The 22,044-nt window shown below is 61.1% G+C and carries 21 protein-coding genes and 1 pseudogene; 8 read left to right on the top strand and 14 right to left on the bottom strand.

What is annotated here, in order from left to right:
- The first annotated feature begins 20 nt into the window (after positions 1-20).
- Both AB4O08_RS24990 and AB4O08_RS24995 read left to right on the top strand, forming a co-directional pair.
- Positions 21-887 carry a pirin family protein gene (locus AB4O08_RS24990; protein ID WP_010209757.1) on the top strand — a complete coding sequence of 289 codons (867 nt, stop codon included), beginning with the start codon at positions 21-23 and terminating at the stop codon, positions 885-887.
- A 177-nt stretch (positions 888-1,064) separates the two neighbouring features.
- The gene (locus AB4O08_RS24995) at positions 1,065-2,510 is read left to right on the top strand and encodes a mechanosensitive ion channel family protein (RefSeq protein ID WP_069673417.1); all 1,446 of its coding nucleotides are present in this window, start codon (positions 1,065-1,067) and stop codon (positions 2,508-2,510) included.
- 4 nt (positions 2,511-2,514) lie between these two features.
- On the opposite strand, the gene AB4O08_RS25000 is transcribed toward AB4O08_RS24995, so the two are convergent.
- Positions 2,515-2,952, bottom strand: coding sequence for an Rrf2 family transcriptional regulator (locus AB4O08_RS25000; RefSeq protein WP_029529115.1), 438 nt, complete (start codon positions 2,950-2,952; stop codon positions 2,515-2,517).
- Positions 2,953-3,096: 144 nt separating this feature from the next.
- On the opposite strand from AB4O08_RS25000, the gene AB4O08_RS25005 reads away from it, so the two are divergent.
- The gene (locus tag AB4O08_RS25005) at positions 3,097-3,981 is read left to right on the top strand and encodes an NAD(P)/FAD-dependent oxidoreductase (protein WP_010209761.1); all 885 of its coding nucleotides are present in this window, start codon (positions 3,097-3,099) and stop codon (positions 3,979-3,981) included.
- Between the two features lie 98 nt (positions 3,982-4,079).
- Here AB4O08_RS25005 and AB4O08_RS25010 read toward each other — a convergent pair whose 3' ends face one another.
- Both AB4O08_RS25010 and AB4O08_RS25015 read right to left on the bottom strand, forming a co-directional pair.
- The gene (locus AB4O08_RS25010) at positions 4,080-4,658 is read right to left on the bottom strand and encodes a TetR/AcrR family transcriptional regulator (RefSeq protein ID WP_332880392.1); all 579 of its coding nucleotides are present in this window, start codon (positions 4,656-4,658) and stop codon (positions 4,080-4,082) included.
- 54 nt (positions 4,659-4,712) lie between these two features.
- A pseudogene (locus AB4O08_RS25015) lies at positions 4,713-4,853 on the bottom strand (alpha/beta fold hydrolase); the annotation flags it as partial.
- Between the two features lie 202 nt (positions 4,854-5,055).
- Here AB4O08_RS25015 and AB4O08_RS25020 point away from each other — a divergent pair.
- The gene (locus tag AB4O08_RS25020) at positions 5,056-5,643 is read left to right on the top strand and encodes a LysE family translocator (protein WP_010209766.1); all 588 of its coding nucleotides are present in this window, start codon (positions 5,056-5,058) and stop codon (positions 5,641-5,643) included.
- On the opposite strand, the gene AB4O08_RS25025 is transcribed toward AB4O08_RS25020, so the two are convergent.
- The 7 genes from AB4O08_RS25025 to AB4O08_RS25055 all read right to left on the bottom strand — a co-directional run bounded on the left by AB4O08_RS25025 (position 5,585) and on the right by AB4O08_RS25055 (position 12,544).
- A complete protein-coding gene (locus AB4O08_RS25025; protein ID WP_044287325.1) occupies positions 5,585-6,478 on the bottom strand; it encodes an AraC family transcriptional regulator in 894 nt (297 codons plus the stop codon). The genes AB4O08_RS25020 and AB4O08_RS25025 overlap by 59 nt on opposite strands.
- A gap of 63 nt (positions 6,479-6,541) precedes the next feature.
- The gene (locus tag AB4O08_RS25030; RefSeq protein ID WP_460114464.1) at positions 6,542-9,004 is read right to left on the bottom strand and encodes a TonB-dependent siderophore receptor; all 2,463 of its coding nucleotides are present in this window, start codon (positions 9,002-9,004) and stop codon (positions 6,542-6,544) included.
- Positions 9,005-9,102: 98 nt separating this feature from the next.
- Positions 9,103-10,053 carry a FecR domain-containing protein gene (locus tag AB4O08_RS25035; RefSeq protein WP_460114465.1) on the bottom strand — a complete coding sequence of 317 codons (951 nt, stop codon included), beginning with the start codon at positions 10,051-10,053 and terminating at the stop codon, positions 9,103-9,105.
- The gene (locus AB4O08_RS25040) at positions 10,050-10,562 is read right to left on the bottom strand and encodes a sigma-70 family RNA polymerase sigma factor (RefSeq protein WP_010209776.1); all 513 of its coding nucleotides are present in this window, start codon (positions 10,560-10,562) and stop codon (positions 10,050-10,052) included. The genes AB4O08_RS25035 and AB4O08_RS25040 overlap by 4 nt, the downstream gene beginning before the upstream one ends.
- Before the next feature lie 252 nt (positions 10,563-10,814).
- Entirely contained in the window at positions 10,815-11,240 is a 426-nt protein-coding gene (locus tag AB4O08_RS25045; RefSeq protein WP_460114466.1) for a GNAT family N-acetyltransferase, read from the bottom strand.
- Positions 11,241-11,242: 2 nt separating this feature from the next.
- A complete protein-coding gene (locus tag AB4O08_RS25050; protein WP_460114467.1) occupies positions 11,243-11,734 on the bottom strand; it encodes a GNAT family N-acetyltransferase in 492 nt (163 codons plus the stop codon).
- Positions 11,735-11,941: 207 nt separating this feature from the next.
- The gene (locus AB4O08_RS25055; protein WP_010209782.1) at positions 11,942-12,544 is read right to left on the bottom strand and encodes a LuxR C-terminal-related transcriptional regulator; all 603 of its coding nucleotides are present in this window, start codon (positions 12,542-12,544) and stop codon (positions 11,942-11,944) included.
- 116 nt (positions 12,545-12,660) lie between these two features.
- Here AB4O08_RS25055 and AB4O08_RS25060 point away from each other — a divergent pair, with 116 nt between their 5' ends.
- Positions 12,661-14,274 (top strand): hybrid sensor histidine kinase/response regulator, encoded by a 1,614-nt coding sequence (locus AB4O08_RS25060; protein ID WP_045791967.1) that lies wholly within the window; start codon positions 12,661-12,663, stop codon positions 14,272-14,274.
- Here AB4O08_RS25060 and AB4O08_RS25065 read toward each other — a convergent pair.
- The 3 genes from AB4O08_RS25065 to AB4O08_RS25075 all read right to left on the bottom strand — a co-directional run bounded on the left by AB4O08_RS25065 (position 14,264) and on the right by AB4O08_RS25075 (position 17,333).
- The gene (locus AB4O08_RS25065) at positions 14,264-14,599 is read right to left on the bottom strand and encodes a hypothetical protein (protein WP_010209787.1); all 336 of its coding nucleotides are present in this window, start codon (positions 14,597-14,599) and stop codon (positions 14,264-14,266) included. The two genes, AB4O08_RS25060 and AB4O08_RS25065, sit on opposite strands and share 11 nt — an antisense overlap.
- Before the next feature lie 387 nt (positions 14,600-14,986).
- Positions 14,987-16,192 (bottom strand): chromate efflux transporter, encoded by a 1,206-nt coding sequence (gene chrA, locus AB4O08_RS25070; RefSeq protein ID WP_460114468.1) that lies wholly within the window; start codon positions 16,190-16,192, stop codon positions 14,987-14,989.
- A 214-nt stretch (positions 16,193-16,406) separates the two neighbouring features.
- A complete protein-coding gene (locus tag AB4O08_RS25075; protein ID WP_021492307.1) occupies positions 16,407-17,333 on the bottom strand; it encodes a universal stress protein in 927 nt (308 codons plus the stop codon).
- A gap of 259 nt (positions 17,334-17,592) precedes the next feature.
- Between AB4O08_RS25075 and AB4O08_RS25080 the strand changes: the two genes are divergently transcribed.
- The gene (locus AB4O08_RS25080) at positions 17,593-18,666 is read left to right on the top strand and encodes an NAD(P)-dependent alcohol dehydrogenase (protein ID WP_010209790.1); all 1,074 of its coding nucleotides are present in this window, start codon (positions 17,593-17,595) and stop codon (positions 18,664-18,666) included.
- Positions 18,667-18,742: 76 nt separating this feature from the next.
- Complete coding sequence (locus AB4O08_RS25085) at positions 18,743-19,981, top strand: MgtC/SapB family protein (protein ID WP_198832372.1); 1,239 nt, start codon at positions 18,743-18,745, stop codon at positions 19,979-19,981.
- Here AB4O08_RS25085 and AB4O08_RS25090 read toward each other — a convergent pair.
- The gene (locus AB4O08_RS25090; RefSeq protein ID WP_010209792.1) at positions 19,923-20,882 is read right to left on the bottom strand and encodes a GGDEF domain-containing protein; all 960 of its coding nucleotides are present in this window, start codon (positions 20,880-20,882) and stop codon (positions 19,923-19,925) included. The genes AB4O08_RS25085 and AB4O08_RS25090 overlap by 59 nt on opposite strands.
- A 200-nt stretch (positions 20,883-21,082) precedes the next feature.
- Here AB4O08_RS25090 and AB4O08_RS25095 point away from each other — a divergent pair, with 200 nt between their 5' ends.
- Entirely contained in the window at positions 21,083-21,997 is a 915-nt protein-coding gene (locus AB4O08_RS25095) for a universal stress protein (RefSeq protein ID WP_010209793.1), read from the top strand.
- Positions 21,998-22,044 lie beyond the last annotated feature (47 nt).

The following is a 22,044-nucleotide window of genomic DNA, read 5'->3' on the forward strand; positions in this document are numbered from 1 at the left end:
ACTCACTTTGGAGGATCACCATGAAAAAACTCATCGGCATCTACACCAGTCCCCGCGCCCACTGGGTGGGCGACGGCTTCCCGGTGCGCACACTGTTTTCCTACGACACCATGGGCAAGCACATCAGCCCATTCCTGCTGCTGGACCACGCCGGCCCGGCCGACTTTACTCCGACCGAGCAACGACGCGGCGTCGGCCAGCATCCTCATCGCGGCTTTGAAACCGTGACCATCGTCTACGACGGCGAAGTCGAACACCGCGATTCCACCGGTGCTGGCGGCAAGATCGGCCCTGGCGACGTGCAATGGATGACCGCCGCCAAAGGTATCCTCCACGAGGAATTCCACTCCGCCGCCTTCGCCCGCAGCGGCGGGAAGCTGGAGATGGTGCAACTGTGGGTCAACCTGCCGGCCAAGGACAAAATGGCCGACGCCGGTTACCAGACCCTTGTCGACGGCGATATTCCGGTACTGCCGCTGGCCAACGACGCCGGGCAACTGCGCCTGATTGCCGGTGAGTTTGCTGGCACCCAGGGCCCCGCCCGTACGTTTACGCCTATCGACGTGTGGGACCTGCGCCTCAACGCCGGCAAGCCAGTCACTCTGGACCTGCACGCAGGGCGCAACACCGCGTTGGTCATCCTGCGCGGAACAGTGCTGGTCAATGGCGAGGAAGTCGCGCGCCAAGGGCAATTGGCGTTGTTCGAGCGCGATGGCAGTCAACTCACACTGGAGTCCAATGACGACGCCAAGGTGTTGCTGCTCAGCGGGGAGCCCATCGACGAACCCATCGTCGGGCATGGACCGTTTGTGATGAATACCGAGCAGGAGATTCATCAAGCGTTTGCTGATTTTCAATCGGGCAAGTTTGGGCAAATGCAAATATAACGGCCCCGTGTAATCCAGTGTGGGAGCGGGCTTGCTCGCGAATGCGGTGCATCAGTCACAGAAACATTGACTGGCCGACCGTATTCGCGAGCAAGCCCGCTCCCACATTTCGTTTGTGCTATACCCGATAACTCCATTTCATGCGATCTTCTGCGCATTCGCCCTGGAGTCGCCTGGATGCCCTCATTTATCGCTGATCACCCGATGCTGTGCGCCCTGGCGCTGATCTTTATCGACATCGCCGTGTGGCGTCTTATTTCCGTCAACCTCGCCAACTGGAAGCTGGCGGCGCGGTTGGCGATTTTTGCCGTGTACAGCGCCGTGCTGTTCAACGACGGCATGAACCCCATGCAAGTGGCGCCTTATGCGGACAACACCGCCTTGCACCTCTCGGCCACTGCCTTGCAGATCGGTTGGTGGCTGTTTGCGGCGCGCACGCTGACGGTGTTGCTGGGTGCGGTGATGATGCAGCGGGTCGGCCACACCGGGCGCCTGTTGCAAGACCTGGTGGGGGCTGTGATCTTCCTGATCGCGATCATCGCCGCCATGGCGTATGTGCTCGATTTGCCGGTCAAAGGTGTGCTCGCCACTTCCGGTGCGGTGGCGATCATTGTCGGTCTGGCATTGCAGAGCACGTTGAGCGACGTGTTTTCCGGGATTGTCCTCAATACCACCAAGCCGTATCAGATCGATGACTGGATCTCCATCGATGGCACCGAAGGCCGAGTGACTGACATCGACTGGCGCGCCACGCGCCTGCAAACCTCTCAGGGCAGTCTGGCGGTAATCCCCAACTCCCTGGCGGCCAAGGCCAAGATCATCAACTTCTCGCGCCCGGCGGACATGTTCGGCCTGTCGGTCAGCCTGCAGGTCAGCCCCCATGCGCGCCCGCAAACCGTGATCGAGGCGCTGGAGCGGGCGATGCAAGGGTGTCGGCCGCTGCTGGGCAATCCGGCGCCGAGCGTGGCGTTCAAGGCCTCGGCCAGTGGCGGCGTCGAGTATGAAATCAGCGGATTTGTACCCGCCATGAGCCTCAAGCGTGAGGTGCGCAACCAGCTTTACGACCTGGCCTTCAGGCACCTGCAAGCGGCCGGGGTGGGATTGCTGTCGGCCACCGAAAGCAGCACACCGCCGGCCATGTCCGCGGCGCGCGCATTGCTCGAACGCTCGTCGATTTTCTCCACCCTGCGCCAGGAAGAGAAAGACACCTTCAGCCAGAACATGACCCTGAACGCCTACCGCGCCGGCGAGATGATCCTGCCGGCGGGGGAGGTCAGTGACCATTTGTTTATTGTCGAGTCCGGCGTGGTCTCGGTGATGCTGACCAAGGGTGGGCACAAGGTCGAAGCAGGACGGATGGGGCCGGGCGAGGTGATTGGCGAGGCAGGGATCCTGTCGGACCAGGCGGCGCTGGCGGACTTCTCGGCCAAGACGTTCTGCACCTTGTATCGCATTGAGAAGGAATACCTGAAACCCTGCCTGGATGCGCGTCATGACATCAGCGAGGCCATGAAGACCCTGCTGGATTTCCGCCTGCACGCCGCGCAGGCCTTGACCCAGGACGCGCCGGTGGTGCCGGTCAAGAAGGGGTTCCTGCAATGGTTGCGCAATCGCGGATTGTAGTTGATCAAGGCGCCATGGCAATGCGGTAACGCTGGTCAAAATCCTCGGCCAACTGCGCCAGCGTCACGTCGCCCAGCCGTGCCAGCAACAGCGCCTGGGCCTGATCGAAGGCATCCGTCAGCGCTGCGTTCACCGCTTGTTCGACCAGGCACTCCGGGTGGTCGGTGGACAGGCCGATGGCGAATATCGACGGCGTGCCCAGGGCGCTATGAATGTCCAGCAAGGTGATTTCATTCAAGGGTTTACCCAGGCACCAGCCACCCTGGTGACCTTTTTCCGAGCGTACATAGCCCTTTTCCTTCAGCAGCCCGAGGGTGCGCCGCACCACCACCGGGTTGGTGCCCAGCATCTGCGCGATGGTCTCCGAGGTGGCGCGCTCCTCATGTCGGCCCATATGGATCAGCACGTGGAGCATGCGCGAAAGTCGGGTGTCGTTTCTCATCGATAGGCCTCAGGTTGATTCGGACGAAAGTATCGTTCGTAACCTAAAAAGTTGCGAGACTATTGACGCGGTATTTTTATGTAACTTATGGTGTGTCGTGAAAGCGTTCGGATAACCGGATGCACATGACCGGGGGTCACCTTCATGCTGTACGACGTCATTATCGTGGGCGGCAGTTATGCCGGCCTGTCAGCGGGCCTGCAATTGGCAAGGGCACGGCGCCAAGTGTTGGTGATCGATGCGGGGCAACGGCGCAACCGCTTTGCGGCGACTTCCCACGGTTTTCTCGGCCAGGACGGTCAGGCCCCGGAAGCCATCGCTTCGCAGGGGCGCGGCCAATTGATGGCCTATCCGACGGTCACTTGGGTCCAGGACCGCGTGATTCAGGCGAGTGGAGAGTCGCAAGGCTTCGCCATTGGCACTGAATGCAACGGCACGTTTCACGCCAAGCGCCTGATCCTCGCCACCGGGGTAGTGGACGAGTTGCCCGCCATCGAAGGCCTCGAATCACGGTGGGGCAAGCACGTGTTCCATTGCCCTTACTGCCACGGCTACGAGCTGGACGAAGGCCACATAGGCGTCTTGGCCACCTCAGCCTTGGCCATGCACCACGCACTGATGCTGCCGGATTGGGGCACCACCACCTTATTCACCAACGGCGTATTCATCCCGGATGCCGAGCAACAGGCACACTTGGATCGACGCGGAGTCAGCGTGGAATGCGGCGCGGTACGGCGCATCTGTGGCGAGCGCGCCGACCTGGAGCTGGACGATGGGCGGCTGTTCAGCCTCGATGGGATCTTCACGATGTCCCGCACCCGAATCAGCCCTTTGGCCGCGCAACTGGGCTGTGAGCTGGCGGACGGCCCAACCGGTCCCTACCTGCACACCAATGACATGCGCCAGACGTCCCAGCCTGGCGTGTTCGCCTGCGGCGATGCGTCCCTCGCCGCCGGTTCGGTCGCGCTGGCCGTGGCGGAGGGCGTGCGCGCCGGCGTGGGCGCGCATTTTTCCTTGATCAACGGTTGAGGTGCACCGGGCTGTCGGTGGACAGCGAGGCCTTTACCGCCAGGGCATGATCGGTGATCAGCACTTCTTCGCGGCCTTCGCTCAGGGCTTGAAGCGCTTCAGCCATCCACCAACTGCTGGAACAGCGGCGTCAGCAGGTCGATCAGCACCTGTGGATCGGCCTTGGCCAGCGCCGACAACTCCAGCATCTGGCGCATGACCTGGAAACCCGACACCAGGGCTATCACCAACGCGGCACGCTCTTCGTGGTGGGCGCCTTTGAGTGCTGCGGCCATGGTTGCCTGATGACCTTTTTCCACTTGCTCGCGACCGAAGATGGCTGCGCGTTTGCTGGACGCCGCATGCAACATGATCAGGAAACCTTCCAAGGGCTTATTGCCGGCTTCGGTGAGGCTGACCAGTGCGGTGGCGATGGTACGGCCGAGGTTTTCCGAGCTGAGGTTGCCTGGCGTCAGGATGATCGGGCTGGCCAGGGTCTCGGCGATCACTTCGGCAAACAGCTCTTCCTTGGACCCGAAGTAGCGGTTGACCAGCATCTCGGTGAGCCCCGCGCCAGCGGCGATCTCGCGCACCCCGGCGCCGTCATAGCCCGATTGGGCAAAGGCCTTGCGCGCGGACAACAGGATGGCTTCGCGGGTGACGGCGGCATCGCGCCGTCGTGGAATCGGGTTGGGCATTGGTGTCCTGATAGGGCGGGTATCGGTGGGTGCGCAGGTGATGCGCGCCGACAGGATGCTCTGCAATTGCGCGTCGGTCCAGTTCGGTGGGCTGGCCCACATATGGCTGATCTGCTCGACACACGCGTCGTACTCTTTAGGCGTCGGCGAGCTCTTGGCGTACTCCTTGCCAGCGCGTTCGATAAAGGCGGCGAAGTTTCTCAGCGTTCAGCGGCTTGAACCGCAGAAAAAGACAGCATCAGGCAGGCAGAAGTTACGCCGCCTTTAGGGCCGACGATGGAATAAGCCTGCACACGCATACACGATCATTCGGCGAGGGTGATTTTGTTCAATACCCCGGCCGACTCGCCGTTTACCGTGGCCTCACCATCACGGGTTCGAATAAAAAGGAACTGCAATGAGCTTGATCATTTCCATGGCTGCCTTCGCCCTGGCCACGTCCATCACGCCAGGCCCGGTCAATGTGGTTGCGCTGAGTTCGGGGGCGCGCTTCGGCTTTGTCGCCAGCCAGAAGCATGTGTTTGGTGCTGCTGTGGGCTTCACGTTGCTGTTGGTGTTGATTGGCCTGGGCTTGCATGAGGTGCTGGTACGCTGGCCGATATTGACCCAGTTGATCCAGTGGGGCGGGGTGGCGTTCCTGCTGTACATGGCCTGGAAACTGGCGGCGGACGATGGCCGTCTCGACGCCGAAGGTAACGCCACCGCGCCATCGATGCTGTACGGGGCGATCATGCAATGGCTCAACCCCAAGGCCTGGCTGGCCTGCGTGGCGGGGATGGGCTTGTTTGTCGCGGATGGCGATGCCGCACAGGTCTGGCTGTTTGCGGCGCTCTACCTGGTGATCTGCTACCTGTCCGTGGCGTGCTGGGCCTACGCCGGGACGTTCCTGCGCCGCTACCTCGGCAACCCTCGGGGTGTTCGCGTGTTCAACCGCTCAATGGCTGCGTTGCTGGTGGCCAGTGTGGGTTATTTATTGATGGCTTGAGCCGGTCGCGGTACTGCCCCGGCGTGGCGGCGAAATGCTGTTTGAACGTGCGCTGGAAATGCGCTTGGTCGGCAAACCCCGCGGCCAGCGCGACATCGGCGATCAGCTCACCCTGGCGCAATTGCGCGCGGGCAAACTGGATACGCTGGTTGACCAGGAATGCGTGGGGCGTCAGCCCGTAATACTGCTTGAATGCACGGATCAGGTAGGACGGCGACAGCTCGGCCGCCACGCAGATATCTTCCAATCTGAGTGCGTCGGTGCAGTGTTCGCGGATGTAGTCGGCGGCGCGTTCCAGCTTGTGGTTGACCTCGCGCACCGGCGTGTCGGAGGGGTTGAGGCGCTGTTGCACTTCAGTGAAGTAACTCACCAGCGCGCTCTGTTTTTGCAGGTGTTCGGCCTGTTCATCCACCAGTATCCCGTACAACTCCAACAGGCCTTCGTAAAGCACCGTGTCCCGGGTGTAGGGCGTGTTGAAGGGCCGATAACCCTGCTCCGTGCTGAAGCCCAGTTGGTGCTGCAAGTCCGTCAGCCAGGGCGTGTCGATGTACACCATTTGGTAGGACCACGGCTCATTGGCGATAGGGTTGCAGGCGTGTACGTCGCCGGGGTTCATCAACACCACCGTGCCGGCGCTGATCTCAAAGGTGTCGGCGCCGTAGTGGTAATAGCTGCGCCCCGTGGTGACCACGCCGATGGAGAAATGCTCGTGCGCGTGACGGCTGTAGGTGACCTTGCGCCCATCGGCAATGGTGCGTGCTTCGACGAAGGGCAGGCGCTCGTCGCGCCAGAAGCGCGGCGAGCGTGAAAGGTGAGCGAGGCTGTTCGGCGACATGGCGGCGGGTCCCTCCCTTGAGCGAGTGAAGGGATCATTGCACAGACCGCCACCGTCGTCAGCTCAGAAGTCCCATTTGGTCGCCAGTTGCAGGCTGCGCGGTTCGCCGTAGAAACCGGTGCCGAAGTTGCCCAGGCCGGTGTAGTACTTTTTATCGAACAGGTTCTTCACGTTCAGCGTGGTGCTCAGGTGCTCGTTGAAGCGGTAGCGCGCCATCAGGTCGACCAGGTAGTAGCTGTCCTGGGTGATGCGCGCGTACTGGCCGAAATTGACCGTGTCATTCGGGTTAGGCTGGAACACGTTGCCGAAGAACTCGCTCTGCCAATTCACGCCGCCGCCCACGGTGACATTCTCCAGCGCGCCGGGCAGGCGGTAGGTGCTGAACAGACGCACCACTTGCTGTGGCGTGGTGGTTTGCAGCACCGAGCTGTACACGTAGCCGTTGTTGGCATCGCGGGTGTGCTGGTAGGTGTAGCCCGCGGAGACGTTCCAACCGTCCAGCACCTCGCCCGACAGTTCCGCCTCGAAGCCTTTGGTGGTCGCACCGGCAATCGGGCGATACACCGAGTCGGTCTCGAAGCCCGAGACGTACTCGGCGACATTGTCCTGCTCGATGCGGAACGCCGCAAAGCTGGCGTTCAGGCGGCCCTCGTAAAACGCGGCCTTGATCCCGGCCTCATAGGTATCGCCTTCGATGGGGTCAAGCAGCTTGCGATCGGCGTCCTTGCTGTTCTGCGGGCGATAGATCTGGGTGTAGCTGGTGTACACCGACCAGGTGTCGTTGAGGTCGTAGACGATCCCGGCATACGGCGTGACCACGCCGCTCTGGTGGTAGCGGGTGCGGTTGTCGCCTTTGGTCGGGTCGTAAAAGTCCGTGTTGTCGGTGCCGCTGAAATTGCTCACGCGGGTGCCAAGGATTACCGAGAGGTCATCGGTGGGTTTCAGGCGTGTGGCCAGGTAGGCACCGGTCTGGCGCTGCACGATATCGTTCTGGCCGCTGCGCGGGATGTCCGGTTTAGCGTATTCGCCGTGCCAATCGAAGATGCTGCCGCCTACGGGCGGGTAGACCGAACCGTACACCGGCACATCTTGTTTCGAGCGGGTGGTCATGAAGCCCATGATCAACTCGTGTTCACGACCGAGCAGGCTGAACGGCCCGCTGAGGTTCACGTCCAGGGTGTTTTGCACCTGGTCGCCCTTGTACTTGCCCATGAACATGTACATGTTCTCGCCGCTGACCGGGTCCGGGTTGCCGCCGCTAGCGGAGGCGAGCAGGGTGTCGTGCTGGCTGCGCTTGCGGTCGAGGCTGACTTTGAGCGACCAGTCATTCGCCAGCTTCTGCTGCACCGAGGCGAAGAGTGTCTGGTTGTTGAAGTCGCGACGGCTCCAGTCGGCGGCTGGGTTGAACGAGCGCGAGAAGTCCGTGCGCGAGCCGTCGCTGAAGTACATCGGGAAACCGGTCCAACTGGCACCGCGGGAGCGGGTGTCTTGCTGATCGATGCCGAAGGTCAACAGGGTGTCGGGCGTGAGGTCGGCTTCAAGGATGCCGTAGGCGATGTCCTTGGTGTTCTGGTAGTGGTCCAGGTACGACTGGCGATCCTGGTACACGCCGACAAAACGCCCGCGCACGTTGCCGGACTCCGTCAGTGGGCCGGAGATGTCGCCTTCGGTGCGGTAGTTGTCCCAGGAACCGAAGGTCTGGGTTACCGAGGCCTGGAAGGCAGCCGTAGGCTTTTTGCGGATCAAGTTGACCGTGGCCGAAGGGTCGCCGGCGCCGCTCAGCAGGCCGGCCGACCCCTTGATGATTTCCAGGTGGTCGTACACCGCCATGTCGGTGCTGGTGGTGCCGTAGTCATATACGCCGTCATAGGTGGAGTTGACACCGTCGTACTGGAAGTTGGTGATCGGCAGGCCACGGCTGGAGAACTCCCAGCGCTCGCTGTCGTAGTTCTGCACGCTCACGCCGGGGGCGCGGCGCAGGGTGTCGGCGATGCTGTTGGTGCCCTGGTCGTCCATCTGCTGGCGGGTGATCACCGTCACCGATTGCGGGGTTTCACGCATCGACAGCGGCAGGCCGGTGGCCGAAGCCATGGAGCCGGTGGTGTAGGAACGGGTGTCTTCGGTGGTGGCGCCCAGGTCCTGGCCGGAAACCGTGGTGGCACCCAGCTCCAGCGCGCCGGTGTTGGCGGGAATCGGGTCCAGCACGTAACCGTTGTTGCCTTGGGGCAGGGCCTGCAGACCGCTGCCCTGCAACAGGCGCTGCAAGCCGGCCGCCGGGGTGTAGTTGCCGTTCAGGCCGGGGCTGGTCTTGCCGGCGGCGAGGCTGTTGTGGCCGGCGATGAAAATGCCCGACTGCTCGGCGAAGCTGTTCAACACACTGACCAGGGAGCCGGCGGCGATGCGGTAGGCACGCGCGGCCTCCTGGCTTGAAGGCGAGTCGGCGGCGTGCACCATCGGCGCGCCAAGGCAGAACAACGAAGTGGCCAGCGCCAATGGGCACAGCGCGAAGCGAGCAGGTTGCGACATGGATGTTTCCCTTTGGATCAAATCGATCGGCGAATTGAAAGCGTCTGCAGGGTTAACCGAACGAGTGTTGAAAAAGGGAACTGGCGGTTGAAGATTTTTTACAGCGGCCCGACCGATACCCACCACGGCAACGGCCGGTCGACCCGAATCGGCAGCGCCGCCTGCAACAGGTGCAGGGCATGATCGCTGTCCTTGAGCGGGAACGAGCCCATCACCGGCAACTGCGCCACCGCCGGATCACATCCCAGATGGCCGGGGCGATAACGGTTAAGCTCGGTGATCAACTGCCCAAGCGGCAAGTTGGCCGCCAGCAGCACGCCACGGCTCCAGGCCTCCCGCGCTTGCGAGGCAGTCGCGGTGGGTTTGAAGCCATCGCGGGTAAAGGAGGCTTGCTGGCCCGCTTCGATGATGCGCACATGCCGGTCTTGGGTGGTGATCTGCACGCGGCCTTCGAAGACATTGAGCTGGGTGTGATCGTCGCCTTGCAGCACACTGAAACGGGTGCCCAGCGCCTGCATGCGCCCGTGTTCGGTATCGACCAGAAACGGCCGACGGGCATCCTTGGCCGTGTCGATCAATACCTCGCCAAAGCGCAGAAGCAGCAAGCGTTGCGCCGCATCAAAACGCACATCCAGCGCACTCAACGCGTTCAGCCACACATGGCTGCCATCGGCCAGCAGGGTATCGCGGGTTTCGCCGCTGGTGGTTGCATAGTCTGCGCTCCAGCCGCCCACCAGTCTGGGCAGGGCGGTGTTGCGCCAACTGCCCCAGGCCAGCGCCGAGCCGCCGCACAGCACCAGCAGGGTCTTGAGCGTCTGGCGCCGCGAACTGCGCAAGGCGCGGCTGGCTCCCTGGGCTTGTTCCTGCAGCGGGGCAAAACGCTGGCTCACCCGCTGCACGTACTGCCAGGCCGCCAAGTGTTCAGGGTTTTGCGCGACCCAGGCCTGCCAGCGCAGTTGCTCCAAGGCGCTGCCGTGGTCCTGCAGGCGCACATACCATTGCGCGGCCTGCTCAAGGCTGGCATGGCTGAGCTTGCCGGAGGCGTTCATTGCACGAGCATCCCGTCGAGTTCGGCTTCCAGGATTGCGCAATGCAGCAGGGCCTGGGCCATGTACTTCTTGACCATGCGCTCGCCCACGCCAAGCTGCTCGGCGATCTGCTTGTAGGGCAGGCCGTGTAACTGGGCGAGCAGGAAGGCTTCGCTGACTTTCTTCGGCAGTCGCGCGAGCATGGCGTCCACCTCAACCAGTGTCTCGACGATGATCGCCCGTTGCTCCGGCGACGGTTGCAGCGCTTCCGGCCGTTCGGCCAGCGTTTGCAGCCACGTGCGTTCGAGCTGGCGCCGGCGCCAATGGTCGATGCACAGTCCACGGGCGATGGTGGCCAGGTAGGAGCGTTGGCGGACGGGGTCGGTCTCGGCCGGTGGGCGGCTGAGAATCCGGATAAACGTGTCGTGAGCCAGGTCGGCGGCATCCCAGCGGTCGTTCAGGCGCCGGCGCAGCAGGCCGAGCAGCCAACCGTGATGGGTGCCGTAGAGGTGGGTAAAAGAAGTCGACACACTGCCCGTCCAGCTCAAAAAAGCATGCAAATAAGAATTGGTCGCGATTAAAGCAAAGCGTCGGGCTGCGTGCAAATGATTAAAACCGCTCAGCCAGGCCAACGATGCCCTTTGAAGGCGCGAGCTTGCTCGCGAAGAACGTGAGAGATGACGCAGCGCTATCGGGCTACCCGGGGTGGCCTATTGGTTATTCGCGAGCAAGCGCGCTTACCAAAAACCAATCCGCGCTGCTATTGCCGCTGCAAGCGGCAGTCACAGCGGTTTAGACAGAAACACCCGGCTGCTGCCTTCAGGTGCGCAGGGCACTTCACCGAATTTCACCCACCCGTGCTTCTCGTAGAACCCCGGCGCCTGGAAGCTCAGGGTGTAGAGCACCGCATTGCGACAACCCCGCCGACGGGCTTCGTCTTCGAAGGCTTGCAACAGTTGGCTGCCCAGGCCCGACCCCCGCAGGTGTTCGGGCAGGTGGAAGAGGTCGAGAAAGGCCATGCCTAGCGTGGTTTTACCGGTGATGCCGCCGACGATCTGCTGGGTGGCAGGGTCTTTGATCAGCACCGTCTGCGGCTGGCGATCGTTGTAGCCCGTGATGCTTTCGTTGAACGCCGCCAGGCCGCTGCCGAGGAGGCGCTCGACTTCGGGGTTGGGCTGGTCGCTGATTTCAATCAACGGTATGTCCATCGTCAGAGCGCCCTGACCATTTCATGCCACGCCATTCCTCCGTGATCCGATGGCGAAGGGCGCACATAGTCATAACCCATGCGCTCGTACAACGGCACGTGCTGTTCTTTGCACATCAAGTGAATCGTCTGTTTGCCCATCCCGCGCATACGCTGCACGAACTCAGTCATCAACGCCTTGGAATAATCCTTGCCTTGATGCGCCGGGTCGACCACCACCGACATGATCACGACGTTTGGCGCCTCGGCGCAGTGGCCTACCAACTCCTTGAACGCCTCGTCCGACATCACCACCTCATGGGCGCACCCACAGTTGATGAAACCCACCACTTCGCCCTCGGCTTCCAGGATCAAAAAACCTTGCGGGTATTGCGCAATACGCGTGGCGATCTTCTCCAGCGTCGCGGCTTCGTCGCCTTCGTAGGCGCTGATTTCGATGTCAAAGCAACGCGCGGCATCGGCGGGGAGGGCGGTGCGGAAGGTGAGGGCGGGCATGGTATTTCCTGAGGCATTGAGCGAAAGGCCCCATCATAGAGAAACATCCTGTGCCTGGCACTGAAACGCTCTCTCCCAATACTCGATAAGCTGAAGGCGATACCCTGCTGGCCGGTTTCGGCGCAAATCCATCCGGTGTGCCAGCGCTCGGCAATACGGCCGCGCTCCAGTACCGCTGCGCAGGGTGAGGCGTGCTTCCCGCTCCCCCTAGAACTCCCCGGAATACTTCACCGCTGCTGCCGCCCGCGACGGCACATCCAGCGTGCGCAACAACGACGACACATGGATGCGCACCGTAAACGGCGAGATTTCCAGGGCCTTGGCGATTTCTTTGTTGGTCTTGCCCTGCGCGATCAGGCGCAGCACGTCCTGCTGACGGGCGGTGAGGGCGTAGGTGTCCAGTGGCAGCAAACCGGAAGGGGCAAACTTGACCAGCACTTCACCTTCGCGGATGGCCAGCAGCGCCTGGCCGATCTCGTCGGGGGCGATGTTCTTGCCGATAAAGCCGTCCGCGCCCAGGGCCATCACCTGATCGATCAATGCCGGGTCATCCACCATCGACACCACGATCAGTGTAGTGCGCCGCAGTTGCTGGCGCAGTTCGACCAGTTGGCTCATGCAGGTCAGGCCGGGAAAGCGCAGATCGAGGATCAGCGTATCGACCTCGCCGCCTTCATGGATCAGTGCGAGCACCCCGTCAAGGTCCCCGGCTTCCTGCACCACGGCGTCTGGCAACAAGCGCTGCACCGTGCGCAGCATGGCTTCACGAAACATCGGATGGTCATCGGCGATGATGATGCGACTGCTCATGTGGGTGCTCCTTCCTGGGGCAAGGGTGTGCAATTGCATGCTACCTTACCACCGCGCCCAGGGCCTGCCTGTGGTGTGTGAAGGAATTGATCACTGCCGTACAAGGACGTAACCCCATGAGTCTTGAGACCAACTCCGAACTCGACCAAGCCAACCTGCGCATCGTGGTGGCCAGCATTGCGATTGTCTACATCGGTGCATTGGGCTTCCTGCCCGGACAGTCGGTGGACACCTACCTGCCGGTGATCCTGTATATCTTTCTGTTCCTGCTGGCCTCCATCGTGTTGCGCCAGGTGATCGCCCGATGGCCCGGACATTACCCGGCGCGGCGGATCTTCGGCATGCTTCACGACTACACCGGCACCTCGTTCGGCATGGTGGTCGGTGGTGAGGCGGCATTGCCGCTGTATGCGGTGATGGTGTGGGTCAACCTCGGCAACGGCATGCGTTACGGCTCGCGTTACCTGGCGATTGCCACGGCGTTGGCGCTGCTGGCGCTGCTGGTTGTGTATCGATTGACGCCGGTGTGGCAGGCACAACCCTTTATGGTGCTGATGCTCATGATCACCAGCACGGTAATCCCGGTGTATGCGCACATTCTGCTGGAGCGCACGCGCAAGGCGTCGGAGCAAGCCATCGCCGCCAACCTGGAGAAATCCCGTTTTCTCGCTCAGGCCAGCCACGACCTGCGCCAACCCATCCATTCCATCGGCCTGTTCACTGCCTGCCTGCGCGAAGCCCGGCTGGGCGACGAAGAACGGAGGCTGGTGGACAATATCGACCGCTCCCTGCTCAACGTGTCGCAACTGTTCCGTTCGATTCTCGACCTCTACACCCTCGACAACGGCCGCCTGATGCCCAAATACCAGGCGGTGCACCTGGGCGAGTTCCTCGCCGACCTGGTACGCCAGAACGCCGAAGCTGCGCGCTGGGCCGGCGTGGAGCTGCGCCTGCGGCCGTGCGCGCACTGGGTGCTGGTCGACCCGGCGCTGCTGGCGACCATGGTGCAGAACGTGCTGTCCAATTGCTTCAAATATGGCGCGCATCGTCCGGTGCTGATCGGCGTGCGCGTTCGCGACGGCGGCTTGGCGGTGGAGATTCATGACCGGGGGCGGGGAATTGCCGAGGAGCATCTGTCAAAGGTCTTCGAGGAGTTTTATCGGGTACGCCACCTGCGTGACAAAGACGTCGAAGGCGTGGGCCTCGGGCTGTCCATCGTCAAGCGCCTGGGGCAATTGATGGGCGTGCAAGTGAGCCTGCGCTCACGGGTTGGCCATGGCACCTCCGTGTGCCTGTATGGCCTCACTTTGGCCACTGCACCGCGGACTACGGCACCGCGTGACGACACGCGCCAGGCCGGGTTGCTCACGGGTTTGAAGGTGTGCCTGGTGGAGGATGACCACAACGTGCTGCTCGCCACCCAGGCGCTGCTGGAGCGCTGGGGGTGCGAGGTGCAGGCGGAGTCGTCTGGGCGTGACCTGGTCAGCGACTGCGACATCATCGTCGCCGACTATGACCTGGGTAATCATGCCACCGGTATCGAATGCATCGACGCCCTGCGCGCGCAACGTGGCTGGGCGGTCCCGGCGCTGATCCTCACCGGGCACGATGTGGAGAAAATCCAGGCCGCGTTGCACGACCGTCAGATCGCCATTCTCTCCAAACCTGTACGCCCCGCTGAACTGCGTGGCAGCCTGCGGGACCTGAGCCAGGAGTCCGTTACTGGGTGAAGCCCTGCAGTGGGTTGCCGCGTGCGCCTTTGGGCTGGCAGTAGGCGGCAGGCTTCATCAGGCCAAAGCTTGCGACCGCAAACGCGCCGCCGCTGGCACCGCTGGGCACCGAGCAGTTGTACTCGCCAGACGCCGCGGTGGCCACGTAGTAGGTGGTCATCGAGTCGCTGCGTACGTTGGAGATACGCTTGACCGGCTCGCCCAGGTTGGTTTCCGACAGGGTCTTGAGGTGGTCTTCTGTAGGCTTGATGTTGCTGCAGCCGGCCACGCCGATGATCAGGGCACCCAACAGGGTCAGGCGAGTAACAGAGGATTGCAGTTTCATGGTGATTCTTCCTTGGGGTTGTTATGGTTTTTCCAGCGCACAACACGCCCACGCGCAAGAAATGCACGGTGCCGGAGGAGCGTTGGAAGTGTCGGGGAATATAGCGCCGCAGGGGGGAAGGGTCGATTAGCACAGGTGTGCTAATGGCACGATGATTTCATGGAAATCGCGTGAAAGGCTGAAGATAAAACCTGCCACTCCAAAGGATGCCCAGGTAGCGTTCGCTACCCGCTTGCAAGCCATTCGCACTTTCGGCAGGCGCTTCCTGACATGGATCTCACGTAGCAGCCGTAAGAAAGCGTTTTCACCGTTAAATGATAAAGCCGTCCCGGATGGCTTTCTGTTCAACAGAATCGGCCAATAGCGCAGTTCAGCATGAGTTTTTGCTTATAAAGCGATACTCAACAGCCCACCCATGACGCCGCTGCCGAGTACCACCAGCCACGGCGCAACTTTCCAGAACATCAACGCAACCAGCGCCACAAGGGCCAGGGCAAAGTCCTGCGGGGCGTGAATCGCACTCGTCCATACCGGCTGATAAAGGGCGGCGAGCAACACACCGACCACCGCCGCATTGATGCCCATCAGCGCCGCTTGCGTGCGGATGTTGTGCCGCAGATGCTCCCAGAACGGCAAGGCGCCCAAGATCAACAGGAAAGAAGGCGCAAATATCGCCAGCAGGCAAACCAGGCCCCCAAGCCAACCGTTGGGCGCTTGGTTCATCGACGCGCCGAGAAATGCAGCGAAGGTGAATAGCGGCCCAGGGATGGCTTGAGCGGCGCCATAGCCCGCCAGGAATGCATCGTTGCCGACCCAGCCAGTAGGTACGACTTCAGCCTGCAACAGCGGCAGCACCACATGTCCGCCACCGAAGACCAGCGAGCCAGCGCGGTAGAACGCATCCACCCTCGACAACATTTGACTTGGAAACCACGTTGCCAGGAGCGGCAGCCCGAGCAACAGAGCACAGAACAGAACCAGCCAAAACATGCCGGCACGACGGCGGATGCGAATGGGCAGCGGATCACGGGCTTCGCTCGGCTCGGGCTTGAAGAGGCACAAGCCAATGATCGCACCCATCGCTATGACCCCGACTTGCCCCAACGCGGAGGGTACGAGCAGCACGAAGCAGGTTGCTGCTGTCATGATGGATCTACGCGGTGTATCGGGACACAGATTGCGCGCCATCCCCCATACCGCCTGCGCGACCACCGCCACGGCTACCACCTTTAACCCGTGCAATACGCCAACGGGTATGACATCGCCATAACGGGCTATGCCCAACGCAAAGAGGATCAGGGCAATCGCGGAAGGTAAAGTGAACCCCATCCACGCCGCCAGCGCGCCACCGTAGCCTGAGCGAGAAAGCCCAAGCGCGATGCCGACCTGACTGCTTGCAGGCCCTGGTAGAAACTGGCAAAGGGCGACCAGATCCGCATAACTGCGCTCGCTGAGCCACTGTCGACGCACCACGAACTCGTCTCGGAAGTAGCCCAGGTGGGCGATTGGGCCACCGAAAGAGGTCAGGCCCAGGCGCAGGAAAATTAGGAAAACTGTCCAGTGGCGGCGGTCAGTCTGGCGGGTGTCGGTCATGTTGATTGATTCATCATCGGCCTATTCAACAGACATTAATCGAAAATTGTTAACGAAAGACAATACTCAAGCTGCGCGCATCACAGGATGCAGAGGCCTGCTGAGTCTTCACCGAGCGGATTGAGCCCGAACGTGGCACGAGTGATGCGACGGATGAACTCGCTAACAGAGCAGCAAAGGCCAACGACAGACCGAAAGACCACTCCATTCATTTTCAGTCGGCGACGTCTTCCGGCGAAACCACCCAAACACTGCAAGGCATTTTGTATAACAGGTGTTCCACGGTGCTGCCGATCAACTGACCGATCCCGCGATGGACGACGCGTCCCATGACAATAACGTCAATGTCATAAGCATCCGCATAGCTGGAAAGCACCTTGGCCGGGTTACCCATGATCATGTGCTGGTTTTCCGCCGGGATGTTATTGCGCTTGGCCAGCTCATGGAAAGCATCGCTTTGTGCATCGAACAGCGCCTTGGCGGCGCTTGGAGAGAAGAACGCGGAGGCATTGTTGAAACCGAACTCGGCGGCGCTGATCGAGGACAGGTCGTGGGCGTAAATAACGTCCAGCTCAGCATTACAGTTGCTCGCCAGTTTTGCCGCTTCGTGCAGAATTCTGTCGTTAAGGCCTTCGTAGTGGTCATTGCGATGGAACGGGTCGACCGCAGCAACGATTCGCCGTGGAAGGGCGTGGTGCAGATGACTGACAAAGTGCAGGGGCACCGGGCATTCGCGTAGCAGATGAATATCCAACGGAGTGAACATCAGGCGTGACAGGACTGACTCGTGCTCCAGAGCTTTCACCAGTGCTGTCATGGGTTGTTCCCGGAGGTGGATGAGAATCTCTTGCAGGGGGCTTTGCACCCACACCACTTCAGTGGTCACGTGCACGCCGAGCTTGCGCAAGGGGCGGGCCTGATCCTCTAGCCATTGGTGGTGGCGCTCGACATATCCCAAGCGCATCTGTTCCAGAGCTTGCTCATTGACCAGGCCAGCAGTCGCCAGCCCCTCCAGATAGTCGAATGCCACGATGTGCAAGGCGGCGTCCGACGCCTTGGCCAGAGCGGCAGCGCGCTCGAAGGCCGGGCTGTTTTTCATGAGGGGCGAAACAACCAGCATGAAACGTGATTGCGCAGACATGGCAAATCTCCCATTGGTAATCGCTCAAACGCTCGCCAGTCGAACGTCCGGGCAGTGAGCCTTGCGCCTAGGGTGGCGCTGGCTACGCCAACGGGCTTGATTTTTGTCAAAGAGACGAGTGAGAGCGCCGGTCAAACGATCTGCGGCAGGCGCTTTGATTCTCTGATTGTTGACCATTATCAATCTGCGGTTGGTCGCCCTGGCGCAGTCTCGGGTGAGTGCAGCACTCACGAACTCGATCTGCGTAGGAGAACCGATGATGGCCACCATGAAAGCCGCAATATTCGTTGAGAAGAACCGCATCGTGCTCGAGGACAAACCGATCCCCGAGGTCGGCCCGCTGGATGCTTTGATTCGCATCACCACCACGACCATCTGCGGCACCGATGTGCATATCCTTCGCGGCGAGTACCCGGTGGCCAAAGGCTTGACCATCGGTCACGAGCCAGTGGGCATCATCGAACGGCTGGGTTCGCAGGTGCGCGGTTTCGTCGAGGGACAACGGGTCATCGCTGGGGCAATTACCCCAAGTGGCCAGAGTTATGCCTGCCTGTGCGGCTGCGCCTCACAGGATGGCCCCGACACCCGGCACGGATTTCGCGCCACGGGTGGCTGGAAATTCGGCAATATCATCGACGGCTGCCAAGCCGAATACGTGCTTGTACCAGATGCACTCGCCAATTTGTGCCCAATCCCCGATGGTTTGAGCGATGAACAGGTGCTGATGTGCCCGGACATCATGTCCACCGGGTTCTCTGGGGCGGAGCGCGGTGAGATCAATATCGGTGACACAGTCGCCGTATTTGCCCTCGGGCCGATCGGTCTGTGTGCCGTGGCCGGTGCACGACTTAAAGGGGCCACCACCATCATCGGCGTCGATGCCGTGGCGCAGCGCATGAGCGTCGCCCGTCAGTTGGGCGCGACCCACGTGGTGAATTTCAAGGAGGCAAATGTGGTCGAGCAAATCATGGCCCTGACCGATGGCCGGGGAGTCGATGTCTCGATCGAGGCTCTGGGCACCCAAGGTACGTTTGAGTCGGCATTGCGCGTGCTGCGCCCCGGCGGCCGGTTATCCAGCCTGGGGGTGTACTCCAGCGACTTGCGCATCCCGCTCGATGCCTTTGCCGCCGGCCTCGGTGATTACAGCATCGTGACGACGCTGTGCCCCGGTGGCAAAGAGCGGATGCGCCGGTTGATGGCAGTGGTGCAAAGCGGTGCCGTCGATTTGTCGCCGCTGGTGACTCACCATTTCAAGCTCGATGACATCGAGGCGGCCTATGAGCTGTTTGCCAATCAGCGTGACGGTGTGATGAAAGTGGCGATAACGCCTTGAGAACGTCTTTCGCAGGTGTTCATGAACTTCGAGATCACGCACTCACAACCCGCTCATTACTGGGATCAGGGCCACCATGATTGAAACCATTGGCATGGCGGGGGCGGCCGCCGCGCTGGGGATCGGCATGTTGATCGGTCTGGAGCGCGAGCGCCACAAAGGGACCGGAGATACCCGCGACTCCGCCGGATTGCGGACGTTCGCGATCACCGCGCTGCTGGGATATGCGGCGATGCAGGTGGGAGGGGCGTTGCTGGTCGGGATGGTCGCGATCAGTCTAACCGCGCTGGCGACTGTCGCCTATTGGCGAAGTCTGAGTGACGACCCCGGCGTGACCAGCGAAGTGGCTTTGCTCACCGTGCTGATCTTGGGCGCGCTGTGCAGTACCGCTCCCGAACTGGCCGTCGCTATGGGTGTGGTGGCGGCGGGGCTGCTGACGTATCGGGAGACACTGCATCATTTCGCCAAAAGCCAGTTGACCGAGCCTGAGATGCGCGATGGACTCGTCTTGCTGATTACGGCGCTGGTGGTGCTGCCATTGCTGCCGGATCGTTACATCGGCCCTTATGCAGCCCTCAATTTGCGCACCGTCTGCAGCTTGACTGTTTTGTTGATGCTGGTGGGCGCCGCGGGGCATATTGCGGTGCGTACGCTGGGAACTCGCTACGGCTACGCTATCAGTGCGATCGCCTCCGGATTCGCCTCCAGTACCGTGACCATCGCCTCGATGGGACATCGCGTCGCCACGGAGCCTGGCAATATCCGCGCCCTGAGTGCTGCGGCGATATTGTCCAATTTGGCCACCGTGATTCAGGTCGGGCTGATTTTTGGCCTGGTTGATCCCGCACTGTTGCGCAGCATGTGGGGGCCATTGGCCTGCGGATTTGCTGTCACGGGGTTATATGGCGCATGCCTGATGTTTCCCGTCCAGGCCGGGGGCGCCAACGGGCCGATCAAGGTGGGGGGCGCATTCGATCTCAAGCTTGCCTTGATTGTGACGTTGACCATGACCGGTATCACCCTGGTTTCATCAGCCATGCTGAGCCACTTCGGTCAGGTCGGGATAATGTTGACTGCGACCTTGACCGGTTTTGCCGACGCGCATTCCTCCACAGCGTCCATCGCCTCCCTCGCCAAGGCCGGCTTGTTGCCGTTCGATGCCATCGTCGGCCCTGCGCTGGTTGCTGTCAGCAGCAACTCTTTGAGCAAGTGCCTGATGGCCTGGGTCAGCGGTGGCAGACGATTTGCCGCCTATGTTATCCCGGGCCAGGTGTTGCTGACGCTGGCCATGTGGGCGGGCACCTTGCTGCATTGAGTTCGGCCGGTATGTCCAGAACGCTGAAACGGCAACCGTTGCCACCGTTTCTCTTGGCCTGGTACATCGCGCTGTCGGCTTGGGCGAGCAGATCATCCACACTGCTTCCATCGCCGTGAAACAGGCTGATACCGATGCTTATAGCGGTTTCGATCCGATGATTGTCCACCATGAAAGGCTGATGGATAGCGGCGACCAATTTGTTCGCCAAGGGCTCAAGTTGGTCAATCTGGTCCACGCCGGAGATCAGGATCGCGAACTCGTCACCGCTCAGGCGGGCGACCACGTCGGAGCGGCGCACTGACTGGCCCAGGCGTTCAGCCACCGCGACCAACAGCCTGTCCCCGCAAGCGTGGCCGAGGGTGTCGTTGATGGATTTGAAGTGATCCAGATCGATAAACATCAGCGCCAATGGCTGCTTGTATTTGATCGCACCATTGATTGCCTGGTTGAGCAGGTTCAGGAACAGCAAGCGGTTGGGCAACCCCGTCAGAGCGTCGTGGAATGCCAGTTGCTGCATGGCGGCGCGCTCTTCGTCTATGAGACTGAAGTTGTGCAGGATGGCGATGAAGTGCGTCACCACACCGTCCTGGTCGAGCACCGGAGTGATGATCTGATTGACGGTGCAGGTGCCTCCGTCCTTGCGCCTCTCGACCATTTCGCCTTGCCAGCTCAGCCCCGCCATAATCGTCATCCACAAATTGCGATAGAACGTAGTGCTTTGTCTGCCTGAAGACAGCAGATGCGGGGTCTTGCCCACCAGCTCTTGCTTGGAATAGCCGCTCATCAGGCAGAATGCTTTGTTGAGCCACACGATGCTGCCACTGCGTTCGGTGATTAGCACCGGGTTTGTTGCGGCGTCCAATGCCCTTACCAACACTTGCTGGTCATTTTCGATCATTGCCTATTCTCTCTGCAGACACAGGACGCTTTGGTTCAGGCTATGAGGGGGCGAGGGGGTACTTGTTGATCAATATCAACTTTATTCGGGGCGATGTTCACCCTCACGACTGGCATACCTGACAAATATCAAACAGCTGAAGCCTGTAACGCTCAACCTAGAGCAATAGCCATCCAGATGGCCCCGTCCCGAGGTGCCCCATGTCACAGATCCAGCGTTTATTATTGATTGCCCCTCCAGCCATGATCCGCACTCCAGCCTTTGAGCGTGCCACGGCTCTGGCTCGGGCGATGCAACTGCCGTTGCACATTGTCGCGTTTGATTATCTGCAGGCACTAGCGGTCGCCGGCCTATTTGCCCCCGAACAGATGGGTGTAGCGCGGGAAGGGTATTTGCAAACTCATCGACAGTGGCTTGCGGAACAGGCCGAGCTGATGAGCAAACATGGCGTTGCAGTCTCCAGTGAGGTGGTGTGGGTACAGCATCCTTATGAAGAAATCCTGCATTTCGTCAGCGAGCTGCCGTTGGCACTGATCATCAAGGATGCTCACGAAGAGTCGGCGTTGAAACGGATATTTTTCACCCCGCTGGACTGGCAGTTGCTGCGTGATTGTCCAGTGCCGGTGCATCTAGTGATCAATGACCTGCATGCTCGACCTCGCCAGATCCTGGCTATTGTCGATGTCCTGCGCAGTGAAGAGCAGGATCAGGTATTCAACGATCAGATTATCGATGCCGCCGTGAAGCTGGCCGAGCAATGTGGTGCCACATTGGAGTTGGTGCATGTCTATGACTGGATGGCGGTGTATGCGACGGACATGGGCGTTGGTGCGTTACCGCTGGCCACGGGTCTCTATGAGGCGTTGGGCAGCGCAGAGCGTGAGGCGTTTGCGGCGCTAGCCGAGCGCCATCATGTTGCACCGCAGAACCGTCACTTTATCGAAGGTGCGGCGGTTCCAGGCATTTGTGAGTTCGCGACTAAACACGCTACGGACGTGATCGTCATGGGGACGGTGCAGCACCATGGCTTGAGTAAACTGTTAGGCACAACCGCCGAACAGCTCTTGCATAGGGCGCCTTGCAGCGTATGGGCGATCAAACCGTCGCGCGACTGATACGTGGCCCAGCCGGCAGGGCAGGCCGGCACTCCACGCCTACGGCG

This window comes from Pseudomonas sp. H3_E07, from assembly GCF_054668895.1.